Source organism: Pseudomonas sp. TWR1-1-3 (genome assembly GCF_049896805.1).
Lineage (GTDB): Bacteria > Pseudomonadota > Gammaproteobacteria > Pseudomonadales > Pseudomonadaceae > Aquipseudomonas > Aquipseudomonas bubulae.
The window spans coordinates 572080-599077 of the sequence record NZ_JAFCUZ010000004.1 but is presented as its reverse complement, the minus strand read 5'-3'; the positions used below and the strand labels follow the sequence as shown (position 1 = coordinate 599077).

Annotated in this window: 23 protein-coding genes, 1 rRNA gene and 1 pseudogene; 14 read left to right on the top strand and 11 right to left on the bottom strand. The window is 57.5% G+C overall.

Annotation, left to right across the window (positions count from 1 at the left end; genetic code table 11):
• The 4 genes from rrf to ACP7BE_RS18485 form a co-directional block, all read left to right on the top strand.
• A 5S ribosomal RNA gene (gene rrf, locus ACP7BE_RS18500) occupies positions 1 to 94 on the top strand; the annotation flags it as partial.
• A gap of 189 nt (positions 95 to 283) precedes the next feature.
• Entirely contained in the window at positions 284 to 943 is a 660-nt protein-coding gene (locus tag ACP7BE_RS18495) for a paraquat-inducible protein A (RefSeq protein WP_095003218.1), read from the top strand.
• Positions 930 to 1553, top strand: coding sequence for a paraquat-inducible protein A (locus ACP7BE_RS18490; protein ID WP_095003217.1), 624 nt, complete (start codon positions 930 to 932; stop codon positions 1551 to 1553). The genes ACP7BE_RS18495 and ACP7BE_RS18490 overlap by 14 nt, the downstream gene beginning before the upstream one ends.
• Positions 1546 to 3849: a PqiB family protein gene (locus ACP7BE_RS18485; RefSeq protein ID WP_095003216.1), complete on the top strand. Its 2304-nt coding sequence runs from the start codon at positions 1546 to 1548 to the stop codon at positions 3847 to 3849. The genes ACP7BE_RS18490 and ACP7BE_RS18485 overlap by 8 nt, the downstream gene beginning before the upstream one ends.
• A gap of 57 nt (positions 3850 to 3906) precedes the next feature.
• Here ACP7BE_RS18485 and mksF read toward each other — a convergent pair whose 3' ends face one another.
• The 3 genes from mksF to mksB are packed head-to-tail and all read right to left on the bottom strand — an operon-like array spanning position 3907 to position 8658.
• Positions 3907 to 6747: an Mks condensin complex protein MksF gene (gene mksF, locus ACP7BE_RS18480; protein ID WP_426106803.1), complete on the bottom strand. Its 2841-nt coding sequence runs from the start codon at positions 6745 to 6747 to the stop codon at positions 3907 to 3909.
• Entirely contained in the window at positions 6744 to 7391 is a 648-nt protein-coding gene (mksE, locus tag ACP7BE_RS18475) for an Mks condensin complex protein MksE (RefSeq protein WP_095003214.1), read from the bottom strand. Before mksE ends, mksF begins: the two co-directional genes overlap by 4 nt.
• Positions 7381 to 8658, bottom strand: a complete 1278-nt coding sequence (gene mksB / locus ACP7BE_RS18470) for an Mks condensin complex protein MksB (RefSeq protein ID WP_426106801.1) — start codon at positions 8656 to 8658, stop codon at positions 7381 to 7383. Before mksB ends, mksE begins: the two co-directional genes overlap by 11 nt.
• Before the next feature lie 144 nt (positions 8659 to 8802).
• Here mksB and ACP7BE_RS18465 point away from each other — a divergent pair, with 144 nt between their 5' ends.
• On the top strand, positions 8803 to 9576 hold the full coding sequence (locus tag ACP7BE_RS18465; RefSeq protein ID WP_426106799.1) for an energy transducer TonB: 774 nt from the start codon (positions 8803 to 8805) through the stop codon (positions 9574 to 9576).
• The gene (rimI, locus tag ACP7BE_RS18460) at positions 9569 to 10021 is read left to right on the top strand and encodes a ribosomal protein S18-alanine N-acetyltransferase (RefSeq protein WP_016781701.1); all 453 of its coding nucleotides are present in this window, start codon (positions 9569 to 9571) and stop codon (positions 10019 to 10021) included. The genes ACP7BE_RS18465 and rimI overlap by 8 nt, the downstream gene beginning before the upstream one ends.
• Positions 10022 to 10135: 114 nt before the next feature.
• Here the strand turns inward: rimI and ACP7BE_RS18455 are convergent, their stop codons facing one another.
• The gene (locus ACP7BE_RS18455; protein ID WP_169916771.1) at positions 10136 to 10519 is read right to left on the bottom strand and encodes a serine kinase/phosphatase; all 384 of its coding nucleotides are present in this window, start codon (positions 10517 to 10519) and stop codon (positions 10136 to 10138) included.
• A 151-nt stretch (positions 10520 to 10670) separates the two neighbouring features.
• Here ACP7BE_RS18455 and can point away from each other — a divergent pair, with 151 nt between their 5' ends.
• Complete coding sequence (gene can, locus ACP7BE_RS18450) at positions 10671 to 11315, top strand: carbonate dehydratase (protein WP_095003211.1); 645 nt, start codon at positions 10671 to 10673, stop codon at positions 11313 to 11315.
• Positions 11316 to 11435: 120 nt separating this feature from the next.
• On the opposite strand, the gene ACP7BE_RS18445 is transcribed toward can, so the two are convergent.
• Entirely contained in the window at positions 11436 to 12854 is a 1419-nt protein-coding gene (locus ACP7BE_RS18445; protein ID WP_095003210.1) for a short-chain fatty acid transporter, read from the bottom strand.
• Here ACP7BE_RS18445 and ACP7BE_RS18440 point away from each other — a divergent pair.
• The 7 genes and pseudogenes from ACP7BE_RS18440 to ACP7BE_RS18410 form a co-directional block, all read left to right on the top strand.
• Positions 12853 to 13842, top strand: a pseudogene (locus ACP7BE_RS18440) (PAS domain-containing protein); the annotation flags it as partial. The gene ACP7BE_RS18445 and the pseudogene ACP7BE_RS18440 sit on opposite strands and share 2 nt — an antisense overlap.
• 108 nt (positions 13843 to 13950) lie before the next feature.
• Positions 13951 to 14382 carry a methyl-accepting chemotaxis protein gene (locus ACP7BE_RS18435; protein ID WP_371928120.1) on the top strand — a complete coding sequence of 144 codons (432 nt, stop codon included), beginning with the start codon at positions 13951 to 13953 and terminating at the stop codon, positions 14380 to 14382.
• A gap of 97 nt (positions 14383 to 14479) precedes the next feature.
• A complete protein-coding gene (locus ACP7BE_RS18430; RefSeq protein WP_130871970.1) occupies positions 14480 to 15361 on the top strand; it encodes a Dyp-type peroxidase in 882 nt (293 codons plus the stop codon).
• A gap of 96 nt (positions 15362 to 15457) precedes the next feature.
• Positions 15458 to 18226 (top strand): ATP-binding protein, encoded by a 2769-nt coding sequence (locus ACP7BE_RS18425; RefSeq protein ID WP_095021246.1) that lies wholly within the window; start codon positions 15458 to 15460, stop codon positions 18224 to 18226.
• Positions 18227 to 18237: 11 nt separating this feature from the next.
• On the top strand, positions 18238 to 19434 hold the full coding sequence (locus tag ACP7BE_RS18420) for an EAL domain-containing response regulator (protein WP_095021239.1): 1197 nt from the start codon (positions 18238 to 18240) through the stop codon (positions 19432 to 19434).
• Positions 19435 to 19524: 90 nt separating this feature from the next.
• Entirely contained in the window at positions 19525 to 20172 is a 648-nt protein-coding gene (locus ACP7BE_RS18415; protein ID WP_095003207.1) for a response regulator, read from the top strand.
• Positions 20173 to 20208: 36 nt separating this feature from the next.
• Positions 20209 to 20853, top strand: coding sequence for a response regulator (locus ACP7BE_RS18410; RefSeq protein WP_095019691.1), 645 nt, complete (start codon positions 20209 to 20211; stop codon positions 20851 to 20853).
• Between the two features lie 9 nt (positions 20854 to 20862).
• Here ACP7BE_RS18410 and ACP7BE_RS18405 read toward each other — a convergent pair whose 3' ends face one another.
• The 6 genes from ACP7BE_RS18405 to ACP7BE_RS18380 form a co-directional block, all read right to left on the bottom strand.
• Complete coding sequence (locus tag ACP7BE_RS18405) at positions 20863 to 21381, bottom strand: fimbrial protein (protein ID WP_232527630.1); 519 nt, start codon at positions 21379 to 21381, stop codon at positions 20863 to 20865.
• 7 nt (positions 21382 to 21388) lie between these two features.
• Positions 21389 to 21880 carry a fimbrial protein gene (locus ACP7BE_RS18400; protein ID WP_095019676.1) on the bottom strand — a complete coding sequence of 164 codons (492 nt, stop codon included), beginning with the start codon at positions 21878 to 21880 and terminating at the stop codon, positions 21389 to 21391.
• A 19-nt stretch (positions 21881 to 21899) separates the two neighbouring features.
• Positions 21900 to 22826 (bottom strand): fimbrial protein, encoded by a 927-nt coding sequence (locus ACP7BE_RS18395; RefSeq protein WP_426106792.1) that lies wholly within the window; start codon positions 22824 to 22826, stop codon positions 21900 to 21902.
• Entirely contained in the window at positions 22819 to 25440 is a 2622-nt protein-coding gene (locus ACP7BE_RS18390) for a fimbria/pilus outer membrane usher protein (RefSeq protein WP_095031443.1), read from the bottom strand. The genes ACP7BE_RS18395 and ACP7BE_RS18390 overlap by 8 nt, the downstream gene beginning before the upstream one ends.
• Before the next feature lie 35 nt (positions 25441 to 25475).
• The gene (locus ACP7BE_RS18385) at positions 25476 to 26174 is read right to left on the bottom strand and encodes a fimbrial biogenesis chaperone (protein ID WP_095019673.1); all 699 of its coding nucleotides are present in this window, start codon (positions 26172 to 26174) and stop codon (positions 25476 to 25478) included.
• Positions 26175 to 26249: 75 nt separating this feature from the next.
• Positions 26250 to 26831, bottom strand: a complete 582-nt coding sequence (locus tag ACP7BE_RS18380; RefSeq protein WP_095019672.1) for a fimbrial protein — start codon at positions 26829 to 26831, stop codon at positions 26250 to 26252.
• Positions 26832 to 26998 lie beyond the last annotated feature (167 nt).

The following is a 26998-nucleotide window of genomic DNA, read 5'->3' as shown; positions in this document are numbered from 1 at the left end:
AACCACCTGATCCCATCCCGAACTCAGTAGTGAAACGATGCATCGCCGATGGTAGTGTGGGGTTTCCCCATGTGAGAGTAGGTCATCGTCAAGATTAAATTCCAAACCCCCTGTCTGCTAACGCAGACAGGGGGTTTGTTTTTGTGGCGAAAAAAGTTATGACCCGCCTGAGCGTATCGTTCTTCAGATCGCCTGCAGCTAAAGTCCTGCAAATAGGCACAGTTATTTTGTAGCCCGCGCACTAGAATAGGCCCAGTCATTTTCTGAGCCTGAGACTCCCTATATGCCAGATCCGGTTGACCCCCGCAGGGTGTCAGAATTACCGCTGGACGAGTTGGTGGCCTGTCATGAGTGCGATCTACTGATGCGCAAGCCGCATCTCGCCCTCGGTGAGAAAGCCCAATGCCCGCGCTGCGGCTATGAACTCTACGCTCATAGGTACAAGGTGGTTGAACGCAGCCTTGCGCTTGTGATTGCTGCTTTGCTGCTCTACATACCTGCGAACTTTTTACCCATCATGCAGCTCAATCTACTGGGCCAGGCGTCGCAAGACACGGTCTGGAGTGGTGTGCTCGGTTTGTACAACACCGGCATGCAAGGCATCGCGGTGGTGGTGTTCCTGTGCAGCATGGGCATCCCGCTGCTCAAGTTGCTCTGCCAGCTTGCTGTGTTGCTGAGCATTCGCTGGAATATCGGGCGCAGCTACGGTTTGCTGATTTACCGCATTTATCACCATCTGCGTGATTGGGGCATGCTTGAGGTGTACTTCATGGGCGTGCTGGTGGCCATCGTAAAACTGTCCGATCTGGCTGAGCTGAGTCTTGGCCTGGGCCTGGTCTGTTTTGTCAGCCTGTTGCTGGTACAGGTCTGGCTGGAAGTGGTGATGTCACCTCACCAGATCTGGCAGGCGTTATCCGGGGAGGATGCTCATGCGGGCGATTGATGCGGGTATCTTGATCTGTGGCGAATGCCACGAACTGAACAGGCAAGACCCCGAAACCGACGAGCAAACCTGTACTCGCTGCGGTGCTCTGGTTCACGCGCGTCGCCCCGACAGTTTGATGCGCACCTGGGCATTGCTGCTGACGTCGGCCATTCTCTATATCCCGGCCAACCTGTTGCCGATCATGACAGTCAACTCATTGGGCCAGGGCTCGCCGAGTACGATCATGGCGGGTGTCATCGAACTGGTACAGCACGGCATGATCCCGATTGCTGCCGTGGTGTTTGTGGCAAGTATTCTGGTGCCCACCTTCAAGCTGGTCGGCATCGCCTTGCTGTTGTTTTCGGTACAACGCCATCAGCCTCTTTCTGCCCGGCAACGTATCATCATGTACCGATTTATCGAGTTCATTGGCCGTTGGTCAATGCTGGATATTTTCGTCATTGCCATTTTGGTGGCCGTGGTGAATTTTGGACGCATAGCCAGCATCGAAGCCAATCTTGGCGCAGTGGCATTTGCCAGTGTGGTGGTGCTAACGATGCTTGCAGCTGTAACTTTTGATCCCCGACTGATTTGGGACAACACGGAGTCGGACGACGACCATGAGTGACTTGCCTACCGCTAAAACCCGCCCGGCTTCCAACTGGTCGGCGATCTGGATCCTTCCGCTTATTGCCCTGGTCATCGGTGGCTGGCTGGGGTGGCGTGCCTACAGCGAAACCGGCATCGATATTCAGGTGCGTTTCGAGAGCGGCGAAGGCATCGTCGCCAACAAGACCGAGGTGGTCTACAAAGGCATGCCCGTGGGCAAGGTGAAAACCCTCGCCCTCGACGAGTCTGGCCCCAGCAAAGGGGTGATTGCTACCGTCGAAATGGACAAGGACGTTGAGCAATACCTGAAAACCAATACCCGTTTCTGGCTGGTCAAACCCAGTGTCACTCTGGCCGGTATCACCGGGCTCGAAACGCTGGTGTCCGGCAACTATATTGCGGTCAGTCCCGCCGATGGCGAGCCTGCACGCAAGTTCAAGGCGCTGTCGCAAGAACCGCCCTTGTCTGATGCCAAACCAGGCCTGCACCTGACGCTTAAAGCTGAGCGTCTCGGTTCGTTGAACCGTGGTAGCCCGGTGTTCTACAAGCAGATCCAGGTAGGGCAGATCAAAAGCTACGTGCTTTCCGAAGACCAAAGCACTGTTGAAATCAAAGTCTTTATCGAGCCGACCTACGCCAATCTGGTGCGCAAACATACGCGCTTCTGGAATGCCAGCGGTATCAGCATCGACGCCAACCTGTCGGGTGTGAAACTGCGCAGCGAATCTCTGGCCAGTATTGTGGCCGGTGGTATTGCCTTCGCCACTCCAGAGAACCGCAAAGACAGCCCGCCCACCGATTCGAGCCTGCCGTTCCGTCTTTATGAAGACTTCGATGCCGCGCAGGCGGGGATCAAGGTCAAAGTCAAACTCAGCGACTTCGAGGGCCTGCAGGCCGGTCGTACGCCGGTCATGTACAAAGGTATCCAGGTCGGTAGCCTCAAGGGTCTCAAGGTGGACCCTGATCTGACCAGCGCCAGTGCCGAGCTGACTCTGGACCCGTTGGCAGAAGACTACCTGGTGCAGGGCACCCAGTTCTGGGTGGTCAAGCCGTCCATCTCCCTGGCCGGCATTACCGGGCTGGAGGCGCTGGTAAAAGGCAACTACATTGCCATTCGCCCGGGTGACAAGGGCAGCACCCCCGAACGCGAATTCGTCGCCCGGCCAAAGGCTCCGCCGCTGGATCTGCGCTCACCGGGCCTGCATATGGTGCTCTTTACCGAGAACCTGGGCTCGCTGGATGTCGGCAGCCCGATCCTCTACAAGCAGGTCAAGGTCGGTTCGGTGCAGAGCTATCAGTTCTCCCGCACCAAAAAGCAGTTGGTGATCGGTGTCCATATCGAGAAGGAATACGAGAATCTGGTCAATGCTTCGACCCGTTTCTGGAATGCCAGCGGCATCACGTTGACCGGCGGTTTGACCGGCGGTATCCAGGTTAAAAGCGAATCCCTGCAAAGTCTGATGGCAGGCGGGATTGCTTTTGAAACACCGGAAGCCAAGGCTCCGCTGCAAAAACGTATCCCGCGTTTCCGTCTGTTTACTGACCGTGACGCAGCCATGCAGCAGGGAGTCGCCGTTACGATCAAGGTGCCGCGTGCCGATGGCCTGCGCGAGGGTACGCCGATTCGCTTCAAGGGGCTGGATGTTGGCAAGATCGAAAGCATTGACCTGAGCGAGGACCTGCAATCGGTTCTGCTCAAGGCCCGCATCACCGAAGTGCCTGAGCGGATTGCGCGGGTTGGCAGCCAATTCTGGGTGGTCAAGCCGGAGCTTGGTTTGATGAAAACGGCCAACCTCGAAACCCTGGTCACCGGCCAGTACCTGGAGGTGCAACCGGCGAGCAAACAACTGGGACGCCAGACCAGTTTTGTAGCCCTGGAGCAAGCGCCGGATGCCGCCGTTTCCCAGGCCGGATTGAGCCTGGTATTGAGCGCTGCCCGTCGTGGTTCGCTCAAGGAGGGCGTGCCTGTTACCTACCGTGAAGTCACCGTGGGTAAAGTCACGGGGTATGAGTTGGGCAACAGTGCCGACCGGGTGCTGGTACATATCCTGATCGAGCCGCGTTACGCGCCGTTGGTGCGTAGCGGTAGCCGCTTCTGGAATACGAGCGGTTTTGGTGTCGACTTCGGTTTGTTCAAAGGAGCAACGATTCGCACTGAATCCCTGGAAACCCTGGTGCAGGGTGGCATTGCCTTCGCCACACCGGACGGCGACAAGCTGGGCACCCAGGCTCGCCCTGAGCAAACCTTCCCGCTCTTTGACAAGTTCGAAGACGAATGGCTGCAGTGGGCACCGAAGATTCCGTTAGGCAAATAAGCTGCAAAAAAAAACCGCGATCAATGATCGCGGTTTTTTTATGTACGGGGTTCAGTCTCAGACTTCATCCAGTTCGCGTTCTTCCACCGCCGTCAACGCATCAGGTTTCACCTCGTCATGGCGACGAATGTACTTCCAGTCGTCTTCATCGATATAGATCCCGTTAGGGCCGCTGCCGCCTTCCAGGTCGATGGCCACATGGGCGCAGACCTGCGGCTTCACACTGGCCAGAATCGGTACAAAGCCCAGCTGCAAACTGGTCTCCAGCAGAGCTGTCTGGTTTTTCTCGTCAATGTCGGCAGCTTCGTCCAGGTAGTACGGCAAGCGAATACGCCCGGCCTGATCGCGGTCCATCAAGTGCAGCAACAAATACATGTTGGTCAGCGCCTTGATCGTCATGGTCGTACCGTTGGACGCAGCGCCATCGATATCCGTGTGGATCACCGGCTGGCCATTGAGCTTGGTGATCTCGAACGCCAGCTCGAACAAGTCCTTGAGCCCCAACTGGTTATGGTTGGCTGCCACCAGGCGCGCCAGATACTCCTTGGCCTCTTCGTTCTTGTTGTCTTGTTCGGTGCTCTGGCTGAGGTCAAACACCGACAGCGTCTCGCCTTCTTCGTACTGGCCGGCGCTGTGGATAATCTGATCGATATGCTTGAGCGCCTCCTTGTTGGGGGCCAGCACGATACGGAAGCTTTTGAGGTTGGACACCTGACGCTTGTTGATTTCGCGGTTGAACAATGCCAGTTGGTGCTCGAGGCTGTCGTAGTCGCTGCGGATATTGCGCAGCGTGCGGGCGATATCGGTGACTGCGGCCCGGCGCGCCTTGCCCAGGGTCAGGGCTTCTTCGGTGCGGTGGGCGTAGGCGTTGATCAGTAACTGCAGGCGCCGCTCCATATCGTCTTCACTGTCGAACTTGGCCACACCCTTGAGGCGTACCTGAGCGTACAGCGCCTCGATCTGGCCGTCGCAACGCAACAAGCCCTGCCAGCTGTCCTGATAGTCGTTGAGCAACGGCAGCAGGTTGTCCATCGAGTCGTCGACCGGATCCATAAATGGCGTACCGAACGGCAAGTCGGCGGGCAGCAGTTGGCGTCGACGCAGGCTGTCATCCAGGGTGCGCTGCTTGGCTTCCATATCACCGATCTGGCGACCGACCAGTTGCAACTTGGCCGACAACTGCTGGACGCGCTCGGTGAAGGCATCGCTGGAGCGTTTCAACTCGTCCTGCGCAGCTTCGGCCTGAGCCAGTTGCTCGAGTTTTTCGCCTTCTTCTACACTGAGCGTCTGGCTGCGGCGGAAATCTTCCAGCGCCTTTTGCGCATCCAGCACCTGCTGATACAGGGACTCGGCTTCGCTCTTGCTTGCGGCGCGGTCAGAGGTCACGGCCTGCTGGGTCTTGAGTTGCTTGAGCTCTTTTTCCAGACGCTCTTTCTGCTCGCGCAAAGCCGCGCGGTCCGCCAGTGCCTGCAGGGCAGGGGGCTCGATATGGCTCAAGTCGATGGACAGGCCCGGGGCTTCAAAACGCTCGCCTTTAAAGCCATCGAGGATCAGCTCCAGCGATTTGACCCAGGCATCGCTGTCATCCAGCGCAATCCCGTGCTCACCCAGGGGCAGGCTGAACAGGGCACTGTTGAACAGGCGCATCAGGCGTTCCACATCCTGCTGCGAAAACTCTTCGCGCAAGCGGGCATAGCTGTTGTTGTCGGCGTGATCGAGCTGCTGCTTGACCGACTTGAGGCGCTTTTCCAGATCGCGCAGTCGCTCGTGCAGATCCTCGGCACTGAACTGACGCGACTGCGCCAGCGCCCCCGCCAGTTCGTCGTGGGCGTCTTTGGCGCTCAGCAATTGCTGCTCAAGCACCTTTACGTCGTCGACCAGGGCGAAGCGATGTTTGAGCACTGACAACTCGCCGAGCCAGCGCTGGATACCGGAAATTTCCCGCTCAAGACGCATCAACTCCTGAGTGCTGCTGCGCTGGTTGTTTTGCAGGGCGTCCTGTTCGTTGCGGTAGTGCTCGGACTGGATCAGCAGCTCTTCCTTGCGGGCCCCGGCGTAGTCCTGCCAGGTACCGAGCAAGGAATCGAGCAGCGGTGACAGGCGGTGCAGCTTGCCACGCAGCAGGTCGCGCTGGCGTACACCTGCGGCCAATGCCTCGACCAACGGCCCGGCGCCGACCAGTGCGTTGTAGTCCTGCTCCATGCGTCGTACATCACGGAAAGCTTCTTCGCACGCGGCAATGTAATCAACGCTGCCCGAACGCAGGCTGTGTTCGAACGCATCGAGGAACAGTTGCTTGAGCTTGGCCGCAGTGATTTCGCGCATATGCAGCAGGTTGATAAATAGCGCGCGGAAGGTCTTCAGGCTCTGCTCGCTGGTGGAGCGCAGCGGGATCAGGGTCAGGTCCAGGGGGATCGACGTATGGCCGCCCACCAGCAGACGCCGAAGCTCATCAGGCTTGAGCTCGTAGGCTTTGAGGCCATTACGCTCCAGATTGTTGAACAGCTCTTTCTGGCGCAGGCAGGTGTCGTCTTTCTGGTAGTGGGCCAGGTCCAGTTTGCCCGCGTAGGCAAAAAACTGGTGACCGAAGCCGCCCCCCGGGCCGCGACCGACAACACCGATCACATGGGGGCCGTGGGGCAGGGACACTTCGACCAGGATGTAACTGGTGTCCGAGGCAAAGTAGAAGCGTCGCGACTGCTCAAGGCTGTATTTGCCGAAGCTCATGTCGGACATGCGCGCCAGAATCGGGAACTGCAGGGCGTTGATTGATGCCGATTTGCCGAGGTTGTTCGCCCCGTAGACCGACAGCGGGTGTTCCAGCGGGAACAGCCCCAGGCTGTAACCGGCGGTGTTCAACAGGGCAAAGCGGCGAATGCCGTAGCGTTCCTGGCTCATGCGTCCATCTCCTGTTGTTCGTCGGCAATGGCGCGGGCCAATGCGGCCTCGTCATCACTGTCGTCATCGGCCAGCACCGGCGTGGGCAAAGGCAGGATGCTGTGCAGGCTGGCGGCCAGGTCGCGGTCTTGTTGCACCGACAGGCACACATCGAGAAAACGGTGCATCGGTGGCAGAAAGCGATAGATGCCGGGTTCTTCACTGGCAAAACCGAGCTGGGTCATGCGGCGCATGATCTTTTCTTCCAGTTCGTCCTGGCTGGTGACTTCAGCCTGTACAAACAGGTCGCGGTATTTTTCCAGCAGCGCGGGCAATTCGTCGCGGCCCAGGCTGCCACCGTCGAGCACGGCAATCGGATCGCGGCCCTGATCGGCCAGATGCTCGACGATGATAAACGTGAATAGCGCCAGGCGCTGTGCGGTCTTGTTGACCTGCGCAGTGGCAGTGTCGGGCACAAAGTAATAGAAGCCGCGGGTATCACACACCAGTTCAAAGCCCAGGGCTTTAAACAGGGCGCGGTATTGATCCTGGAAGTTCGACAGTTGCGCGTACAGCTCCGGGTCGCGGCGGCTGACGTGATAACCCTTGAACAGCTCACGAAAAATCGGTGCCAGCTGGGACAGTTCAGAAAGATCAAGATGCATGCAGAGAGCTCGCAGTAGTCTGGGTCGCATCTTCGCTGTGAGAAAGCAGAGCGAAGGAGCGCAGGCTGACCAAATGTTCGTGGGTGTGGTAATCGCGGCGCTCCAGGCGTTCGCGCACGAAGCGTTTTTCACGGGACAGGCGTGAGAACCAGTACAGCAGCTCATCGGTGTCGCTGTCTGGCTCTTGTGCCAGCAGCCAGCACATCAAGTCCGGCATCGGTAGCGCATCGCTGCAGCGGTCGAGCATTTCCTTGACCGTGCGCGGGGCCTTGGGCGTTTCGCCGCGGTGGACCTTATGCGCCTTGGGAAATTTCGCCGGTTTGGCTTCGAAGCGGGCCAGGGCATAGACATAAGCCTCAACCTGACTGGCGCTACCCAAAAAGGTGCTTTGCGGGCGGGTGAACATCGGCATGGCTGCTTGCGGCACTGCGTCCAGGCCTTTGCGGCGGATGGCTGCCAGTGCCAGCGCGGCACCACGGGTCACGGCATTGTGCCGGCGGGCTTCTTCACGCAGCGGCAGTAGCAACTCACGGGCATGGCGCAGGGTCATCTGGGCGCTGGTTTGCATCTCAAGGATGCGCGCATGGGTGCGCAGCAGCATGTCGTCGTCTACCAAGTGGCCGAGGCGTTGCTGTTCGCTGAGCATGCGCAGTAGCACCACTTCGACCTTGCGTACGCCTTGCTCGAAAGCGCCGTCGGCGTTGACCAGCTGAATCATGGGTTCGACGTATTCATCCCAGGTTGCCAGCACTTCGGCATAGCGCTGACGCAACGGAATTTGCCGGTCGCTGGTCTTGGCCCGTTCGGCTACGGCCACCAGCGCCTGTTCATCGTTGGCGAGTTTTTTCAATACATCGCGTACCCGCATATCGAGTAAACGCAGCTGGCGTGCCAGGTCATGGCCGTCTCGAATGTCGAAGGCATCCTGGATATAACCTGCCAGCCGCTCCAGATGGCGCAGGTAGGCTTCGATTTCCAGGCACAGGCCAAGTCGGTGCTCGTGGCGCAAATAAGCCAGAAAGTCGTGAATCTGGGCGTTTAGCTCGAAACGGTTCGGGCTTTTGGCGACCGGCACCAGAATGTCCAGACGAATCCAGGCATCGAGCACGGCGGTGATGTCTTGCGGCGTGCTGTCCATCTGATGAACGGCCAGTTGCAGGCGTAATTCGTTCAGGCTCAGGGTGCCTTGGTCGAAGTGTTCACACAAAGGCTCAAGGAGTGCCCAGTGCTCGGCGAGGGCACGTAAAACGCGCTTGGGTTCGATCATGGGAGGGCCGGTCAATTGGCAAGTAAAGGCCGCGATTGTACTGCAACGTGCTGTCGAGTCATCACTTGGCAGATCAACTGCGGGCGGGAAGGGCAGAAGGGCGGTAGAATCCCCACACTTTAGTAATCCACAGATGGCCGACCCTTGTTGAATGAGTCCCGCCGCCGCGCTTTCTTGACTGCCATGCAAGTGGTCAGCTGGTTGCCGCGCACTGAACTGCCGTTTGCCGCCCCTTCGCGGCCAGAACTGCTGGTGCTCCCCGAGCCGCCCGCGGAGCCTGTGATCACAAGGCCTGCGGTCAAGGCGGCGGTTGCACCGAGCAAACCTGTCGAGCGGCCAAAAATCGAAGTGCCCCGGCCTTCGGTCAGTCGCCCGGTCAGCAAACCGGTGGTCGAAGCCGAGTTGGCACCTGTACCGGCCAAGGTCGTGCAACTGCCACCGCCGCGTTTTGCCCTGCAGTTACTGCGGGCCGGACGTTGCCTGGTGCTGGTGGAGTTACCCACAGGTGGTGCATTCCAGAGCCGCGATCCGGCCTATTTATTGTTAAAGGACATGTTGCGCGCTGCCGGCTTGCCCGACAGCCCGCAAATCATTGGCGAGCCGGTGCGCTGGCCGTTGCTGCGGCGTGGCAATGTCGATCAAGGGCCCGAGGCTGCGCGTGAGTTTGTGCAGGGCTTTCTTATGGCCCGCCTGGAAGAGGCCGAATGTGCCTGTTTGTGGCTGATCGGGCTGCCTGCGGTGCGTTTTGCCGGTGAGGCCGATGCCGAGGCGTTCAACACTGAACTGCAAATTGAAGGGCTGGGCAGCGCATGGGCGTTGCCGGGCCTGGAACTCTTAATGGATGAGCCACAACGCAAAGCGCATGTGTGGCAAGCCATGCGCCGGCTAATGGCGCGCTGGAAACAGAACGATGAGTGATGCGGTAACTTTTCGCCCGATGACCGAGGCGGACCTTGATGCGGTATTGAAAATTGAATACGCCGCTTTCAGTCACCCCTGGACCCGCGGCATATTTCTCGACGGCCTGGGCAAGTACCATATCTGGCTGATGTTTGAAGGTGAGCAGCAGGTAGGGCATGGCGTGGTGCAGATCATCCTCGACGAGGCCCATCTGCTCAATATCACCGTCAAGCCCGAGAGCCAGGGCCGTGGCCTGGGGCTCAAGCTGCTTGAGCACTTGATGTCGATTGCCTATCAGCATGAGGCGCGCGAATGCTTCCTTGAGCTGCGCGACAGCAATACCGCGGCGTTCAAGTTGTATGAGCGTTATGGCTTCAATGAAATCGGCCGTCGCCGTGACTACTACCCGGCTGTGGGTGGGCGTGAAGATGCGGTGGTGATGGCCTGCACGCTGGTCGACTGACGGCGAAAAGTCGTTGTGTGGGAGCGGGCTTGCTGGCGATGCTGGCGCTGCGGTTTATCAGGTAAACCGTGTTGATCCGATCGCGAGCAAGCCCGCTCCCACAGGGTTTACCTTTCAACGCTTGCGTCCCACCGGGTCAATTTCCGCCAGTTCGGCTTCATCCAGCCCTTTGCCGGCGCCGATTTCGTCTTCATCAACCAGGCTCAGATCCCAGTCAGCGGCACCGTCCGGCCCCTGGGCAGCCTCCTTGGCATCGCGGGCGCCGTCCTCGCGGATCAGCATCTCCTGCTCCAGGTCGTCGTCGTTGAGGCCCAGATCCAGTTCGTCATCCAGCGCGGCTCTGTGCCTGGAGCCTGTATCGTCGACAAACAAGTCGCTGACGGGCTCATAGGTATCGTCATCATCAAAATCCAGCGGCTCCACCGAACCCATGGCGTCCTCGATATCGTCGATAGGTGCGGGTTGTGGTGCCCCGTAGGGGCGACGTGAATCAGTCATGGTAATTCCTCATACTCTGGGTGCTTTAATACGATGACTGTAGCCATTGCTGAAGATTCCACCCAACTGACCGCCGGAATGTCATGGGGCAAGTGACCCCGACCGCTGGTCGGCTGTCAGAACAGCGCATCAACTCTTGAGGCTCCACAGCATGAACGAACTACAAGATCTGATTGATAACAATGAGCGTTGGGCCGATGCGATCAAGCAGGAAGATCCCGACTTCTTCGCCAAGCTGGCCCGCCAGCAAACACCGGAATACCTGTGGATTGGTTGTTCGGATGCGCGGGTGCCGGCCAACGAAATTGTCGGCATGTTGCCCGGCGATCTTTTTGTGCACCGCAACGTGGCCAATGTCGTGTTGCACACTGACTTGAACTGCCTGTCGGTAATCCAGTACGCGGTCGACGTTTTGAAGGTCAAACATATTCTGGTGACCGGCCACTATGGCTGTGGCGGTGTACGCGCATCGATGAAGGACCAGCAGATGGGGCTGATCGATGGCTGGCTGCGTTCGATTCGTGACCTGTATTACGAGAATCGTGAAGCGCTGGCGCTGTTGCCCACCGAGGAAGAGCGGGTTGACCGCCTCTGCGAATTGAACGTGATCCAGCAGGTGGCGAACGTCGGGCATACCAATATTGTGCAAAATGCCTGGCACCGCGGGCAGAAGCTGTCGGTGCATGGCTGCATCTACGGGATCAAGGACGGTCGCTGGAAAAGCCTGAACACCACCATCAGCGGCCTTGACCAGTTGCCGCCGCAGTATCGTTTGCGGCCGGTGGGCGCAGTATAAAGTTGCATGCATAACCTGTGGGAGCGGGCTTGCTCGCGATGGTATCGACGCGGTTTTCCTGCTTTACCGCGCCGCCTGAATCGCGAGCAAGCCCGCTCCCACATTTAGTTACGAGTTCGCTTACGGCATCACCGGCGCGGTATACACCAGCGTCGTCCCCAATGCCCACAGCAAAAACAGCACCAGCGGCGTGTGCACCAACAGTTGCACAAACGAGAAGCCGATCAAGTCCCGCGCCTTCAAACCCAGTACGCCCAGCAGCGGCAGCATGTAAAACGGATTGATCAGATTGGGCAGCGCCTCGGCGGCGTTGTAGATCTGCACAGCCCAACCCAGGTGATAGCCCAGATCATTGGCCACCTGCATCACGTACGGCGCTTCGATAATCCACTTGCCGCCACCCGACGGGATAAAAAAGCCCAGAATCGCCGAATACACGCCCATCAATAATGCATAGGTGTCATGGGACGCGATCTGCACGAAAAACGTCGAAATATGGTGGGCCAGTGTTTGCCCGTCGGTGCCCTTGACCACCGTCATCAATGCGGCAATCGAGCCATACAGCGGAAACTGGATCATCACTCCGGTGGTGGTTGGCACGGCGCTGGTCACGGCATTGAGAAAACTGCGCGGGCGCCAGTGCAGCAGGGCACCGAGCATCAGGAACAGAAAATTGTAAGTGTTGAGCCCGGAGATGGCGCTGATCGCCGGTTTGGTCGAAAACTCATGGAACAACCAGCCAGCAGCCAGCAGCACCAGCAAAATGGTCAGCAGCGGGCTGTATTCCAGCCACTCACCGGGGCGTGTGCGCGGGGGGAGCTTCGGTGAGCTGAAGCTCGGGTCGATACCGCAGGCAGCTGCGTCGCGGGCCGATTCAGCGCCGGGTGCGGTGGCGTAGGCGACAATCAACGACACCACAACCAGCGCCGCCAGCAACACCCCGGACTGCCAGAGAAAGATGGTTTCAGTGAAGGGGATAACCCCGGTAATCGCCAGAATCGACGGCGGCAGGCTGGCGGGGTTGGCTTGCAACTGTGCAGCCGAAGACGACAACCCCAGTGCCCACACCGCGCCCAGCCCCAGGTAGGCCGCAGCGCCGGCGGCGCGATAGTCCATGCGCAGGTTGGTGCGCCGGGCCAGTGCCCGTACCAGTAAGCCGCCAAACACCAGCGACAGCCCCCAGTTGAGCAATGACGCGACCATTGAAATCAACGCTACCCAGCACACGGCCTGGCGGCCGTTTTTCGGTACCCGGGCCAGTTTGTCGATCAATTTGACGGCGGGCGGCGAGCTGGCCACCACATAGCCGCCAATCACCACGAAGGCCATTTGCATGGTGAACGGGATCAGGCTCCAGAAGCCGTCACCAAATGCCATGGCGGCATCGGTGGGTTTGGCGCCCATCAGCATCGTGGCCAGTGCCACGGTTATTACCGCAACAGCTGCGAACACCCACGAATCGGGAAACCAGCGCTCGGCAAAGTTCGAGCAGCGCAGGGCAAAGCGGGCAGAGCGGCTGTCTGTAATCTCGGCGGCCATGAAATGTACCTCGGTTTTCTTATGGTTATGGGATGGCCCGAGCACAGTAAATCAAAGCGGGAGCAATTCCGATGGCCCGCTGCGTGTGGCCATGAATGTGCAGGGTTATTCAGTGGCCTCGGTTTTGGATGAACGGTCGTTTTCGGCGCTCCAGAAAATTCGCCTAAAGCCGATTCTGTTGCACGCATTCTTTCATTGCTCCGGGTACCCCATGTTCAACACACGCTTGAAGCAAGAGCTGTCGGCTCTTCGCGAAGAAATATCCAGCCTGCAGCAGGTTCGGGAGAGCCTGGACAGCGAAATGCTGGTGCTGTCTCTGGGCGCGGATGGGCGCATCGAGACAGCCAACCATAACTTCACCCAACAGATGCACTACACCGGTACTGCGTTGCTGGGTCTGCATATTGATGAACTGGTGCCCGCGCACCTGAAAAACGACGAACACAGCCTTCGTTTCAAGAGCGCCATGAAGCGCAATGAACATTACAGTGGCACCGTGCGCTTGCTGCGCGGCAATGGCCAGGAAGCGTGGCTGCGCTCGATCATGCAGCCGATTCTGGACTCCAGCGGGCGGGTGCTGCGCATTTCGATTTTCTCCAGTGACCTGACGCGCACCATCGAAACTTCCCGCGACCATGAAAACCTGATGAGTGCGCTGATGCGTTCTACCGCCGTGATCGAGTTCAACCTCAAGGGCGAAGTGCTGACCGCCAATGAGCGCTTTCTCTCCGGCATGGGGTATACCCTGGGGCAGATCCAGGGCAAACATCACCGCATGTTCTGCACCCCGCAAGAACAGAACAGTGCCGAATACCAGGCCTTCTGGCAGCGTTTAAATGCGGGTGAGTTTGTCGCGGCACGCTTTCAGCGCATTGACAGTCACGGCCGTGATGTATGGCTTGAGGCCACCTACAACCCGGTGCGCGACGCCAATGACAACCTGTACAAAGTGGTGAAGTTCGCCACGGTGATCACCGATCAGGTTCATCAGGAACAGGCCGTCTGCGAAGCGGCAGGCATTGCCTACAGCACTTCGCTGCAAACCGACAGCAGTGCCCAGCGCGGCACCAAAGTGGTGACCGAAGCGGTGCAAGTGATGCGTGATCTGGCCCGTCACATGCAGCAGGCGGGTGACGGCATTGAAGCCTTGAGCGATCAGTCGCAAGTGATTGGCAGCATCGTCAAGACCATCAGCTCGATTGCCGACCAGACCAACTTGCTGGCGCTTAACGCCGCCATTGAGGCCGCGCGTGCCGGTGAACAAGGTCGTGGCTTTGCCGTCGTGGCTGACGAAGTGCGCCAATTGGCGTCGCGCACCAGCAAGGCCACTGAAGAAATCATCGGTGTGGTGCGGCAGAACCAGGACATGGCCCGTAGCGCCGTGACCCTGATGGCCGATGGCAAGCTTCAGGCCGAAGCAGGATTGGCGTTGGCCGCCGAAGCGGGCACGGTGATTGTCGAAATCCAGGATGGCGCGCAGAAAGTGGTCGATGCCGTGGGTCAGTTTGCCAACCAGCTGTCGTCATGAGCCTTGATATGCAGGGGTTGAACTTAAGAAAAATCCCTCTGAGGTGACGGAAAAAGTACTGGTAGGAGTAAACTCCAGGCTTTCCAAAGGAGTTTCTATGAGTCTCTACCAGTCGAGCATTCTTGCCAAACCGATACCTTCGCAAGCGCGTTACATGTTTTTCGCCCTCAAGTCAGTAGAAGCTTTGCCGGCTGCACTCGACACCTTGTCGCAGTGGGTGGATGGCAAAAGCGTGGTGGCCGGTTTTGGTTCGCCGCTGGTATTGGCCCTTGGCGCGAAAGTCCCGGGGTTGCGGGTGTTTCCTGCGATCAATGCCATGGTTGAAAACCCGTCGACCCAGCACGCCCTGTGGCTGTGGTTGCTGGGCGAAGACCGTGGCGAGTTGCTGCACCGCAGCCAGGCCATCGAGACTGCCCTGACGCCTGCGTTCAACCTGCTGCAAGTGACCGAAGGCTTCCGTTACGGCACTGATCGTGACCTGACCGGCTACGAAGACGGCACTGAAAACCCGGTGGACGAAGCGGCTGTGGACGCGGCCATCGTTGCCAATGCTGGCGCCGGGCTGGACGGTGGCAGCTTTGTTGCCATTCAGCAGTGGCAGCATGACCTGAACGGTTTTGCCGCACTGCCGTCCGAGGAGCAGGACAACATCATGGGTCGTCGCAAGAGCGACAACGAAGAGCTGGACGATGCGCCGGAGTCTGCCCACGTCAAACGTACTGCCCAGGAAAGCTTCACCCCGGAAGCCTTTATTGTGCGTCGCTCCATGCCGTGGACAGAAAACGGCAAGTCCGGGCTGATGTTTGTTGCCTTCGGTCGCACCTTGAATGCCTTTGAAGTGCAACTGCGGCGCATGAGCGGTCTGGAAGACGGCATCATCGATGGCTTGTATCGTTACAGCCGTCCACTTAACGGTGGCTACTACTGGTGCCCGCCGATGAAAGACGGGCGGATGGATTTGAGTGCGGTGCGTCCGTAATAAGCGTCACTCCCCCGTAGCAGAGCGGAGTCAGCGACGACTGGTTTCAGGAATTGTCTGATTATTTTTTGCATGCCGCAGCCTCAGGCTTGCGGCATGAAATCGACCCCCCAAGCCGCTCGAAAACTCCTGCACTTATTTGCCTGTGGCCTGATCGTCGGACTCCTTGCGGGGTCGTTCGTATACTTGCGTGCCGTGTTCAACGAAGAGGTCTCGCAGCGCCGCAGTTTTATGAACGAGGCGGTGTTCAATGCCCAGGATTTTTTCGTCAGCCGCCAGACGCTTCTCAAGAGCCTGGTGCTGGCCACTGTGCCTGATCATCAGGCAGGCCAAACGGTCGCCGGTATTGATCCACAAGAAGAGGTCAACATCAGCCTGGGCAGTGAGGCTGGCCACTGGAACCTTTGGCTGACCCGGCGGATGATGGATTATTTGCACGAAAGCAAAGTCAATCTGTTGTATGTGCCGCAGACGGATAAGCCCAAAGTGGTGTGTTTGTTCGACTCTTCAGGCAACCTTGAACCGCTGCCCAAAGTGGTGTTGCAGCGGCTGCTTGATGAAGGGGCCAAGGCCTATTCATTTGGTGATGATCTGTGGCTGACCGACAGCAAGGTCCTGAATGCCCCCTTTTATTTATTTTCCCGACTCGATAACCGTAACCTGTCTTCCGGCTGGCTGGGCATTGAGGTCGAGGTTCCGGATCTGGTAGAGGCCTTGCGCAGTGAAAGTGCCGGTGACTTCATGCTGCTCAACGGTCAAGGCCAGATTCTGTTCACCAACGCCGCACAATCCACTCTCGTCAATTCATTGCAGACGCTGGAACCCAAGAATTCATTTGGCTTTATCGGTAGTGGCTGGTTGCCCGATAGCCTGGCAATCACGAAGAAGCTGGGCTATTCGGGCTGGCAAATCGTTTATGCCTTAGATATCAAATCTCTATTGCCAGTTTTGGGCGGGCCTTTGTTGGGCTGTGTTTTGTTGTTTATTGCCGTCTGCATCGGCTTGCGATTACTGATTGTGCGCATTGATCGGCGCCTGATCACCCCGGGTGAGAAACGCATTCAGGCGCTGGTTGAAAGTGAGGCGTTCAGTCGTGCCGTATTGCAAGTTGCACCGATGGCCCTGTGTGTAATCCGGCGCACAGACGGCACCGTGGTACTGGAAAACTCCTTGTCACAACAGTGGCTGGGTAACGGCACTGAGCGCAGCAAGCTATGCCATGGCTGGATTTCACGCGCGTTCGATGAATGTGACTTGCGCAACAGTGATGAGATCGAAATGGAGGATGGCCGTCTTCTGTACCTGGCCTTTGCCCCTACGCGCTACAAAAGTCAGGACGTGCTGATTTGCGCGTTCAGCGACATCAGCGCACGTAAACAGATTGAAGTAACCCTCGAACGTGCCCGGCAACTGGCGGACCGGGCCAATGAGGCCAAGACTCTGTTTCTGGCAACCATGAGCCACGAAATCCGTACACCCCTGTACGGTGTTTTGGGCACGCTGGAACTGCTGGCGCGTACCGAACTTAACGATCAGCAGAACAACTATCTCAAGGCTATCGAACGCTCATCCGGCAACTTGTTGCAGCTGATTTGCGACGTGCTGGATGTGTCGCGTATCGAGGCGGGTCAGCTGCAACTGGAACTCAACACCTTCAGCCCTCTTGAGCTGATAGAAGAGGTGGTCCTGGGCTACAGTGGCGCAGCCCAGGCCAAGGGCCTGCAGTTGTTTGCATTGATTGATTCAACGGTGCCCGAGTGGCTCAGCGGTGATGTCACCCGCATCCGCCAGATCTTGAATAACCTGCTCAACAACGCCCTGAAGTTCACGGACTACGGAAAAATTGTCCTGCGTCTGAAAATGGACAGCCGTGATGATGAGCGCGTGATGTTGCACTGGCAGGTTTCCGATACTGGCAAAGGTATTGCCCATGAAGAGCAGGCTCATCTGTTCGAGCCTTTTTATCAAGTGGAGTCTGCGAAAAACGTGGTCGCCGGCACCGGGCTGGGCCTGTCCATCTGCAAGCGCCTTATGCACTTGATGAACGGCACCATGCGTCTGGTCAGTGAGCCGGGATTGGGTAGCAGTTTTACCCTGCATCTGCCCTTGGTGCAGGTTAGCGAACCGGCGCGTTTTAGCCCTTTTGGCGAGTTGGCTGCCCGCGTTGTTTATGTGGTTTCCCCCGTGCGCGAACTGGCCGAGTGTTATTGCGCCTGGTTACGCCGTTGGGGTGCGCGGGCTCATCTTGGGGCGCCGAAACCAGGGGATGCATCCGATGCTGCTGTTTTATTGGAGCTGCATCCCGGCGCTGCCCGGCAATTGCTTGAACCTGGCTGGACAGGACCGCTGGTGGTAGCCGCCAGTGACATGTCGGTAGCTCCCGCCGTTGAAAACCCTTGCTGGCAAGCGGACCTGAGCAGCTTGCAGGACGTCTATCGTGCCCTGTGCAAGGCCCAGGGCATGGGTATTGGAAGCGATCTTGAACCGGGTACGGTGAAGACGGAACTCAAGCTCGGTTTGCGCATTCTGGTTGCCGAAGACAATGTGATCAATCAACTGATTCTGCGTGATCAACTTGAAGAGTTGGGTTGCACAGTGACATTGGTCAGCGATGGACTGGAAGCACTCGAGCGTTGGCGCGACGACGATTTTGATCTGCTGCTGACCGACGTCAACATGCCGAAAATGAACGGTTATGAGCTGGCGGCCCGGTTGCGGGCCATGAACATAACGCTGCCGATCATTGGTGCAACGGCCAATGCCATGCGTGAGGAGAGCGAGCGCTGTCTGAATGCGGGGATGAATCACTGCCTGATCAAGCCTTTTACGCTGCACACCCTATACAACTGTCTTCAGCACTTCTAAAGGAGGATCCAGTGAAGCCCTATCGTGTACTGGTCGTTGAGGATCACCCTTTTCAGCATGAGTATTTGCTGAACGTTTTCAATGAGGTGGGTGGCTTTACAGTTGACACCGTTTGGGATGGCGATGGCGCGCTGGAGTGTCTGGCGCGTCATGACTATGACTTGCTGCTCAGTGACTTGCTGATGCCTGTGATGGATGGTGTGCAACTGATCCAGAGAGTTGCCGCCCTGAAAAATAAACCGGCGTTGGCACTGATGAGCGCCTCGTCCCGGCGCATGCTGATTAGTGCGGGGTTGGCAGCAAAAAACCTGGGTATTTCAGTGATTGGCCTGATCTCCAAACCGGTCGAGTTCAATGCGGTACAGCGCTTGAAAGAGCGAATGGAGCTTTTCCGCCTTAACGGTGATACGGACCCCTCACTGGCCATTGAAGTCGACCCGCAGAGTATCGAATTGGCCATGGCCAACGGGCAGATTCAAGCATGGTTCCAGCCCAAGAAATCCCTGCGCAACGGCAATATTCTCAGTGCAGAAGCCCTGGTGCGTTGGGTGCATCCCGAGGCCGGCTTGTTATTGCCCAAGGACTTTCTGACCTTGTTGATCAGCCACGGTCTTGAAGAGCGGCTGTTGTGGCTGATGCTGGAGCAAACACTTCAAGCCCAAAGACAATGGCGAGAGCAGGGCTGGGATATTCCGGTTTCAATCAACTTGCCCACGCATTTGCTGGATAACCATGCGCTCGCCGACCGTCTGCGCGACGCTGTGATTGCTGATGGTGGCGAGCCACGCAGTATCGTTTTTGAACTGATGGAGAGTTCAACCACAGAAGAGCTCAGTAATTACTATGCGGGAGCTTGTCGTTTGCGCATGATGGGCTTTGGCTTGGCCCAGGATGATTTTGGCAAGGGATTCAGCTCTTACTTCAATCTGGTTTCCACTCCATTCAGTGAGCTCAAGATTGACCGGTCGCTGGTACATGGCTGTGTCGAAAACGAGAATCTGGCGTCAGCACTGCGCAGCCTTGTTGAACTGAGCCGCAAGCTGGGCCTGACAGTTGTCGCCGAGGGCGTCGAGACACAGGCCGAGCTCGAGTTTCTGCGCAGCATCCAGTGTGATCAAGTGCAAGGTTTCCTTATTTGCGGCGCTATATCGTGCGCCGACTTTGAAACTCTTTTACTGGACGATAGCTCTAAGCCATCACCGGGGTAGCTGAGTGCGGCGCCACGGGTCTTGTTCTGCGCTCGATCTGTAGAAACCGGGGGCGCCGGACTTGCCATGTCATCAATGTGGAGCCAGGCAATGCGCGAATTAAAGGTAGTGATTGCCGACGATCATCCAGTGGTGGTACTGGGGCTTCGGGAAATGATTCAACGTGATGAGTATTTCTCCCTGGTAGGCGAGGCGCTGAGCTCGTCGCAGTTGGTCGAGCAGTTGCAGTTGCATCAACCCGAACTGCTGATTACTGATTTCAACATGCCAGGGGATGAAACCTATGGCGACGGTCTGCAACTGATCGAGTACATCATTGAGCATTTCCCCGGGGTCAAGATCCTGGTGCTGACAGTCATGAGCAATCATCTGATTATCTCGCGCTTGCTGGAGCTGGGTGTGGCAGGCGTGATTGCTAAAAGCCATATCCGCGAAGAAATAGGCAAGGCCCTAAGTGCGTTGGCCAACGATCGGGACTATACGGCCCCGGCTGCTCCAGCCATCTCTGTGGTGACTAACCCCAAAGTCATTGATGAACGTTTCTCCACACTTTCACCCCGTGAAGTTGAGGTGCTGAGGCTGTTTGTTGCGGGCAATAGCGTGGGTGATATCGCCCGCCAATTGAACCGCAGCGTTAAAACCGTGAGCACCCAAAAGGTGGCTGCGATGCAGAAGCTGGAAGTGCTTAACGACCATGCCTTGCTGACCTATTGCATCAAAGCGGACCCCTTCGAATAGCTGTATTGCTCTTCCAGTGCAGGAGTCATGTTTGCCATGCCGCAAATGAAAGTCTTATTGGCCGACGACCATCCGATTGTGTTGATGGGCGTGCGTGAAATCATTGAGCGTGACCCGCGTTTCAAGGTTGTGGGCGAAGCAATGAGTTCCTCGGAGTTGATCGACAAAATTTCGTTACTCAAGCCTGATGTGATTATTACCGACTACAACATGCCGGGTGACGATCAATATGGTGACGGCACTCGCCTGGTGGAGTACCTGCGCCGGCATTTTCCCGAACCCAAGGTGTTGATCCTGACCGTTATAACCAATGCACAAGTACTGACCTGGCTGTATGAGCTGGGTATCAGCGGTGTCATTTCAAAGAGCGCTGGGCTTGAGCAGATCCTGGTGGCGCTGGACGCGTTCTATCGCCAAGGGCACTACCAGCAGGACCAGCCGCAAGGGGACTTGAGTGAGGGCGCCGATGACCTTTCGCAAAGGCTCAGCCAACTGACGGTCAAGGAGTTCGAGGTCCTGCGTCTGTTCTCTACGGGGGTGAGTGTGAGCGATGTCGCGCATAGCCTGAACCGCAGCATTAAAACCATCAGTACCCTGAAGATTTCGGCGATGCGCAAACTCAATGTCGACAATGATCAAGCGCTGCTGATCTTGTGCGTCAAGGCCAATCTTTTTGCCTGACGCAGCGGTTTACAGATAGATCATTTCCATCAATAGCGTTGAGCTGTAACTGCCGATTGCGGGCAACTCCTCCCCGGTCTTGACCGGCCGCACTGAGAGCTGGAGCTTGAGCCGCGTTTCTTCAACCGGGAAGATCAATTGCTCGCCCAGCTTCAGGTCAATCACTTTCAACGTACTGGTCATGTCGCTCAGGCGGGTTTTCAGCCCCAGTCTGTCGAGCGTGGTGCGCAGTGTGCTGCTGTCAAAAGCACCATTGCCGGCGCTGAAACGCAGGTGTACCTGGCTGCCTTTGATGCATTGAAAGTCCAGGCTGACATCGGTCCAGCCGGTGATGTCCGAGTTCAGCGAGTTGAGGTTTGTCTTGGGGATATCCACGCTTTGCGAGGCCGGGAAGTTGGCTGTGCAGGGTGGTTTTATCAGAGTGCCGCCCACCTCTATCAGGGCGGCATCCTCTGCACAGATGGCCGGGCTGAGCAACAGCGCTGCGGTGGACAGCATCGCCACCCACAGGCTCACTCTGGCGAGCATGGACATCTCACAGGTACTCGATACTGATAACAGCCGAAGTGCTGAATGCACCCTCGGTCAACGCACCAAGGGCAATCAACTTTGCTTTCATACTCAGGTCGACCGTGCCGCTCTGGTTGGTCAGGTTGCGTTTGGTCCCGGTAATGTTGGCCGCCGTGCTGTCGCTGTTCCAGAGCAATGAATAAGCCAGATTGGTTTTGCCCGTTGAGGCCTGTGTGGTTGAGCCTTGAATCGTGCGGGCTGCCAGAATGCTCACCGCCAGTACCGAGTTGGCCGGGCAGGTCATGGTGAGGGGGATGTCGATCAGCGCGGCATCGGCCACCTGGTCATAACGCAGGCTGCCGAAGTTGGCGGTCAGCGTCTTGCTGCTGGTCAGGTTGCAGGGCGGACGCGTCAGGGTGCCGCTCAGGTTGATGGTCACAGTGTCTGTTACGGCGTTGGCGGTCGAGCTGAGCAGGCCTGCGAACAGTGTCGCAGCCAATGTCAGGGATAATTTCATGGTTGAGCTCCTTACTTGATCAGAGATAGGTGATGTTGAGGGTGTACTGACTGTAAAAATTTCCGGTAGGCGAAACACTGGTATTCAGGCGCGGGCGAAAACCAAGGCTGATGTTGTTGCTGCCATTGGTCAGCGCCAGCGTGCGTGGGCTGTTGAAGCTCACTGCCGTGTTGGTGTCAGCCCAGGTGGCAGCCATCGACAGACCGGCCAGAGTTGTGGCTGAAACGCCCGGGCTGCCGCTGATGGCCGCCTGGGTGGGTACCAGCGTGGCGGTCGCTTGCGTACCGCGAGTGCAATTCATGGTGATATTGGCAATTTGCTGCGAACTGGCGAAGTCATTGCTGCTGAGTGTGCCAAAGGGCAGGTTGAGGGTTTTTGCCGAGCCCATCGAACAGGCGGGCTGGATGACCCGGAAGCTGAGAATGACGGTCTGCAAGTAGTCGCCGTAAGCCTCATAACCTTGGATAGAGGTGTCTGTGAGCGTGACACTGACCATGTAGTTGCCAGGCGTGACGGGCGCCGTTCCATAAAGCAGAACGTTGTAGGAAAAGGTGTTGCCCACGTACAGCTGCACACAGCTCCACGGCATGCATGTAGTGGTCGCAGTCCCGATGGGCAGCTCGGGAACCATCAGTCCAGAGTTGGTATGAAACACCTGGACCTTGCTGCCTCTGCCCTGGTTGTAGAACTGGCTGTGCTGCAATGACGCGCCAAAGGGAAACCAACGGGTAACCCGGCAGTTGGCTGTCATGTTGGCGGTATAGCTGGTGGATGGCGCAAGGTCGCCCAGCTGAATGATGCCGGTGGTGCCCGTAGGGGTGCATGCGAAGTTGTTTTCAATCAGTGCAAACGCTTGCTGACTGACAAGTCCCAGCAACAGGCAGAGCAGCAACAAGCAGACTTTGACCAGCCCCGGACGAGATGATTTGACGTTTGATTCATGCATCGGGAGTACCTTGAGTGTCTGGCGATTTGGCATCGCAACGGATGGTCAGTTGCCCGATGCCAGTCTCTGACAGGTTGTAGGTGTTCAGGTCCAGGTCCTTGGCGCACCAAGGCTGGCCGTTGACGTTGATCAGCAGCCGCGCCTTGTCCGGCACGCCAGTCATAAATACCCGGCCCTTGTCGGCTACCATCGCGCTGCTCAGCAGAGTGCCCTTGGGGTCATACAGCTGCGCTTCGGCGGCGAAAGGGGCGGGCTTGCCAGTGCTTGAGCTGACGCTGACCAGCAGGCGGCGGCCGTTATGGGTTTCGAAGTTGGCCAGGACAAAGGCACCACGATTGGGGGTGACTTCCTGTACCAGGTTGGCAATGTCGGTGTTGTCCGACAGTGAGTCAGTGTTGAGCGATACCTTGTTTTTGCGGTACGGCTGCGCCGAGGGAATAATCGTGTAGCCACTGCCGTTGGTCTTGATCCCGCTCTTGGTCAGCACGCCCACATCGGCGGCGCCGGGGGTGGCGACAATGATGTTGGTCTCGCCCAATGGCTGGGTGAACATCACGGTATTGCGGATGGCAACCACGCCGCCTTCCACGCCATAGTCCATCTGACGGGTGTTCTGATCCTTGTTATAGGAGCCGTGCCAAATGGCATTGGCCGCGTTGTAGCGGGCCGCCACCGAGCCGCCGAGCACGCGGTCATCGTCACTGATCTGCTGATTGATGCCCAGGTTGTACGACAGGGCATCGTCCTGCAGTTGCGAGCCGCTGAAGGTGGCATTGCGGCTGGCATTGCCGGCGGAGTCCTGGTTGGTGCTCAGGCCGATGCGGCTGCTGCTGCCCGGGCTGCCCAGCGGCAGGCTGACGCTCAGCGACACGCTACGGATGTCGTCGCCCATGCCGCTGTTCTGTGACAGCCCCAGGTTGTAGGAGGCGCTGGCAACACTGAAGCTGTAGCCCAACTGAATGGAGGTATTGCTCTTGGCCCGGTTCCAGTAATCGGTTTTGGTCAGGTTGGCGTACATGCCGCCCCAGGTACCGAATTGTTGCGATACGTTGGCGGTAAAGCTGCTTTTCATATGGCCGGTCAAATAGGGGGAAAACGCCGCACTGTTATTCAGGGTTTCATCGACATAGGGCTCTAGCGAGTTGTTGGAGCGTGCGTTGATTGCCTCGTTGAAGCTGTAATAGCCGCTGGTGGAGTAGCGATAGCCAATCAGGCTGAAGCTGGTATCGGTCAGATCGATGGATTTGGAGTACCGGAAGCGATATGACTGGCCCGACAGCGTTTTGGCGTCTGCGCCCATGTCTTCGCTGATGGCATGGGTCACGTCCAGGGAAATCGCACCAAAGCCGGCAAAGTCGTGGGCAAAGCCAAGCAGCGCCGATTTGTATTGTTCGCTGACGATGCTGCCACCGAACAGCGTGGTGCCCTCGGTCAGGCCGCGGCGATAGGTGCCTTGTACAAAACTGGGCTTGGGCGAATTCTGCGCGCCTTCTGCCGGGCGATACTGGCCTGCGGTCACAGCGTAGCTTTGCTGGCCTTCGCGCAACATGTAAGGCACAGAGGCAAATGACTGGATGTAGACCTGGCGCTCGCCATTGGGGCCTTCGATGGTGACTTCGATATCGCCGTTGCCCGCGGTCGAGTACAGGTTCTTGAGGGCGAACGGACCTGACGGCACCCACTGTTCACTGATGACATAACCGCGCTGGCGCAATGTCACCAGCGAGCGGCCGTTGGCAACCCCACGCACTACGGGGGCAAAATTACGCGCATCATCGGGCAGCATGTCCAGATCAGAAGCGATCCCCACGCCGCGGTAAGAGATGGTGTCGAACAGATCGCTGTCGGTGGCGCTTTCACCCACCGTGGCAATGGCCATAAGGTTGCCCAGGTCGCGCTGGACATAGGTGTCCACCGATTTCCAGCTGCCGTCGACGTTAGTGCCTTTTTGCCAGGTCGAGAAATTGCGAAAGCGCCAGGCGCCGCTGTTGAACCCGCTATGAACACTGCCGAACTGGGATTGGCGGCTGCCGAACTGGTTCTCGTAGTCGCTCCCGGAAAAACTGTAGTTGGCGAAGGCCACCTGCTCGCCATCGCTCCAGGTCTTGCGCCGGGTTTCAAACGGCACGCTGCCGATATACGCCTGGGGAACCTGCAGGCTCAAATGCTGCTTGTTGAAGTCGTAATCGTAGGTGACGCCGGTAAGGTCACGGTTGAAGTACACGCAATTGTCGGCGCTGATGTCCGCATTTTTCAGGCGTGTGGGGTCAATTCCCAAATCCATCAGGGCCTGAAGGCTGAAGCAGGGGAACAGGCCGTTGGGAGTCGATATCTGGCTCGCGGTTTCTCGCACAAAGTGCAGGTCGCGCTGCTCCACAAGCCGGTCATCCACTGACAGGTCTACCCGGTAGATCCCCGGAAGTTGACCCTGGCTCATGGCTTTTACTTGCTCTGCCACTTCGCTCGAAGCGTTGCCGCCGCCAATTTCCAGAAAAGAAGAGTCAAAACTGTAGTCTGCATGCACTGCGGTTGTTGCAAGACCTGTAGCCGCAACGGTCATCGTGCTCCAGCACTTTACTCGGCGCGCGAAGGCGCACATGCGCAATCGCAGCATGAGGGGGTCCTTCCATTCAGCGGATTATTCAGTGATCAATGTGGGGTAACGGGTGCGGCCTTGACTGTGCTGCCGTACTCGTTGATGTAGCTAAGTTCTAGGCTGTCGCTGTTTTTCAGCGCTATTGGAGTGGTGACGGTGCTGCCGGGCTTGATAACCTCGGGCATGCCTTTGCTGGCGCTGTTGTTGACCAGCAACTCACTGACCACTACGTTGTAGCCTGACGGGTTATGCACCGCCAATTTCCCGCCTTCGGTCCGCCACTGAAGTTTTTCAACAGCTTCGGGCAATGTGCCCTTGAGGTTGGCAGGGCGATAGAACAGTTTGATCGTGGTCTTGAGTGCTATTTGCAGCACGTTCTGGTTACGCTGTTCCTCACTCTTGGCCGGGATGGCTTTGACGTTGAGCAAAAACAGGCTTTCTTTGTCGTCGGGCAGGTTCTGTGCGTTGGTGGCGATGATCCGCAGAAGGTTCTGGCCCTTGGCATCCAGGCGAAACAACGGCGGTGTGACAATAAACTCATCGGCGCTGGCGTCGCGGTCATCGAACGGGCTGACCCACGACTGCACGAGATACGGCACACCGTCATCACCCGAGTTTGAAAGTGCAAGGTTGGCTTCTTTCTCCTTGCTTTGATACACAACGCGCGTAGAACCCACGTTGACGCCTGCATGAACCTGGGGCAGCCAGAAGCTTGCTGCCAGTGCCAAAAAGGCTGCAACTTTTAAACGCATTAAGATGTCCTCTGGTTAACGCCAGAGCTCGCGATCAATCGCGATCAACCGCGAGCTCTTCGTTAAATGCATAAATTACTTGTAGGTAACGTCGAAACTGGCCAATGCATTGACTTTACCGGTGCCGATGCCACGCACACCCGGGGTCTCACCCGAAGCTGCGGTGTCGGCAACCAGGCGAACATAGGATGCGGTGAAGTCGAAGGTGTTGGACTGCGGACGCAGAACGTAATCGTTGCTGGCCGTGTTAAGTGGCAACTTGTTACCGGTGCGCGCGTCGTTGATCTGGATACCAACGCCGGGTACCTGGTTGTCACCGGTCATGCCCAGCACGGTTGCATCAGTGCCAGCTTGTTGGCCGCTGAATTTGATGGAGGCGTTTTTCAGGGTCGAGCCGCTGCAGTTTTCCAGCGAGATCGAAAATGGTGTGGCGCCAGCAGTGGCGACAGCCCCTACAGTGTTAGGGAAGTCGGCAATACGGACCTGGCCCATATCAACCGCTTTTTTAACGCTTTCGCTGTTGATGGTGCATGCGTTGTCGTTGATAGTGCCGGTGAATTCAACCTGACCATCAGCCGCTTGAGCGGTAGCAGCAGCCATTACGATCAGCAGCGAAGAGCCACAAAGCGCGGTGTATTTGCCAAATTTATGAAACATGAGAGAAGCCCTCTACAAACCAATGATGTGTGATTTCCATTATTTAATGCCCCCCCTGCCAACGGCTCGCCGCGGCAGGTGATGCAAAGGATGCAATTGCCAGAGGAGAATCCCCATCAGACAATTCCTGTTCGGCTTGCTCAGGCCATTTCGAGGGCGCAGAAGTG

Coding starts and splice junctions, on each gene's coding strand:
- ACP7BE_RS18410 (WP_095019691.1), top strand. CDS start 20,209: ATGCCGCAAATGAAAGTCTTATTGGCCGACGACCATCCGATTGTGTTG.
- ACP7BE_RS18380 (WP_095019672.1), bottom strand. CDS start 26,831: ATGTTTCATAAATTTGGCAAATACACCGCGCTTTGTGGCTCTTCGCTG.
- ACP7BE_RS18455 (WP_169916771.1), bottom strand. CDS start 10,519: ATGACTGATTCACGTCGCCCCTACGGGGCACCACAACCCGCACCTATC.
- ACP7BE_RS18390 (WP_095031443.1), bottom strand. CDS start 25,440: ATGCTGCGATTGCGCATGTGCGCCTTCGCGCGCCGAGTAAAGTGCTGG.
- ACP7BE_RS18445 (WP_095003210.1), bottom strand. CDS start 12,854: ATGGCCGCCGAGATTACAGACAGCCGCTCTGCCCGCTTTGCCCTGCGC.
- ACP7BE_RS18415 (WP_095003207.1), top strand. CDS start 19,525: ATGCGCGAATTAAAGGTAGTGATTGCCGACGATCATCCAGTGGTGGTA.
- ACP7BE_RS18385 (WP_095019673.1), bottom strand. CDS start 26,174: ATGCGTTTAAAAGTTGCAGCCTTTTTGGCACTGGCAGCAAGCTTCTGG.
- ACP7BE_RS18495 (WP_095003218.1), top strand. CDS start 284: ATGCCAGATCCGGTTGACCCCCGCAGGGTGTCAGAATTACCGCTGGAC.
- ACP7BE_RS18405 (WP_232527630.1), bottom strand. CDS start 21,381: ATGCTCGCCAGAGTGAGCCTGTGGGTGGCGATGCTGTCCACCGCAGCG.
- ACP7BE_RS18430 (WP_130871970.1), top strand. CDS start 14,480: ATGAGTCTCTACCAGTCGAGCATTCTTGCCAAACCGATACCTTCGCAA.
- ACP7BE_RS18400 (WP_095019676.1), bottom strand. CDS start 21,880: ATGAAATTATCCCTGACATTGGCTGCGACACTGTTCGCAGGCCTGCTC.
- mksE (WP_095003214.1), bottom strand. CDS start 7,391: ATGCATCTTGATCTTTCTGAACTGTCCCAGCTGGCACCGATTTTTCGT.
- ACP7BE_RS18485 (WP_095003216.1), top strand. CDS start 1,546: ATGAGTGACTTGCCTACCGCTAAAACCCGCCCGGCTTCCAACTGGTCG.
- mksB (WP_426106801.1), bottom strand. CDS start 8,658: ATGATCGAACCCAAGCGCGTTTTACGTGCCCTCGCCGAGCACTGGGCA.
- ACP7BE_RS18435 (WP_371928120.1), top strand. CDS start 13,951: ATGCGTGATCTGGCCCGTCACATGCAGCAGGCGGGTGACGGCATTGAA.
- ACP7BE_RS18425 (WP_095021246.1), top strand. CDS start 15,458: ATGAAATCGACCCCCCAAGCCGCTCGAAAACTCCTGCACTTATTTGCC.
- ACP7BE_RS18490 (WP_095003217.1), top strand. CDS start 930: ATGCGGGCGATTGATGCGGGTATCTTGATCTGTGGCGAATGCCACGAA.
- mksF (WP_426106803.1), bottom strand. CDS start 6,747: ATGAGCCAGGAACGCTACGGCATTCGCCGCTTTGCCCTGTTGAACACC.
- can (WP_095003211.1), top strand. CDS start 10,671: ATGAACGAACTACAAGATCTGATTGATAACAATGAGCGTTGGGCCGAT.
- rimI (WP_016781701.1), top strand. CDS start 9,569: ATGAGTGATGCGGTAACTTTTCGCCCGATGACCGAGGCGGACCTTGAT.
- ACP7BE_RS18395 (WP_426106792.1), bottom strand. CDS start 22,826: ATGCATGAATCAAACGTCAAATCATCTCGTCCGGGGCTGGTCAAAGTC.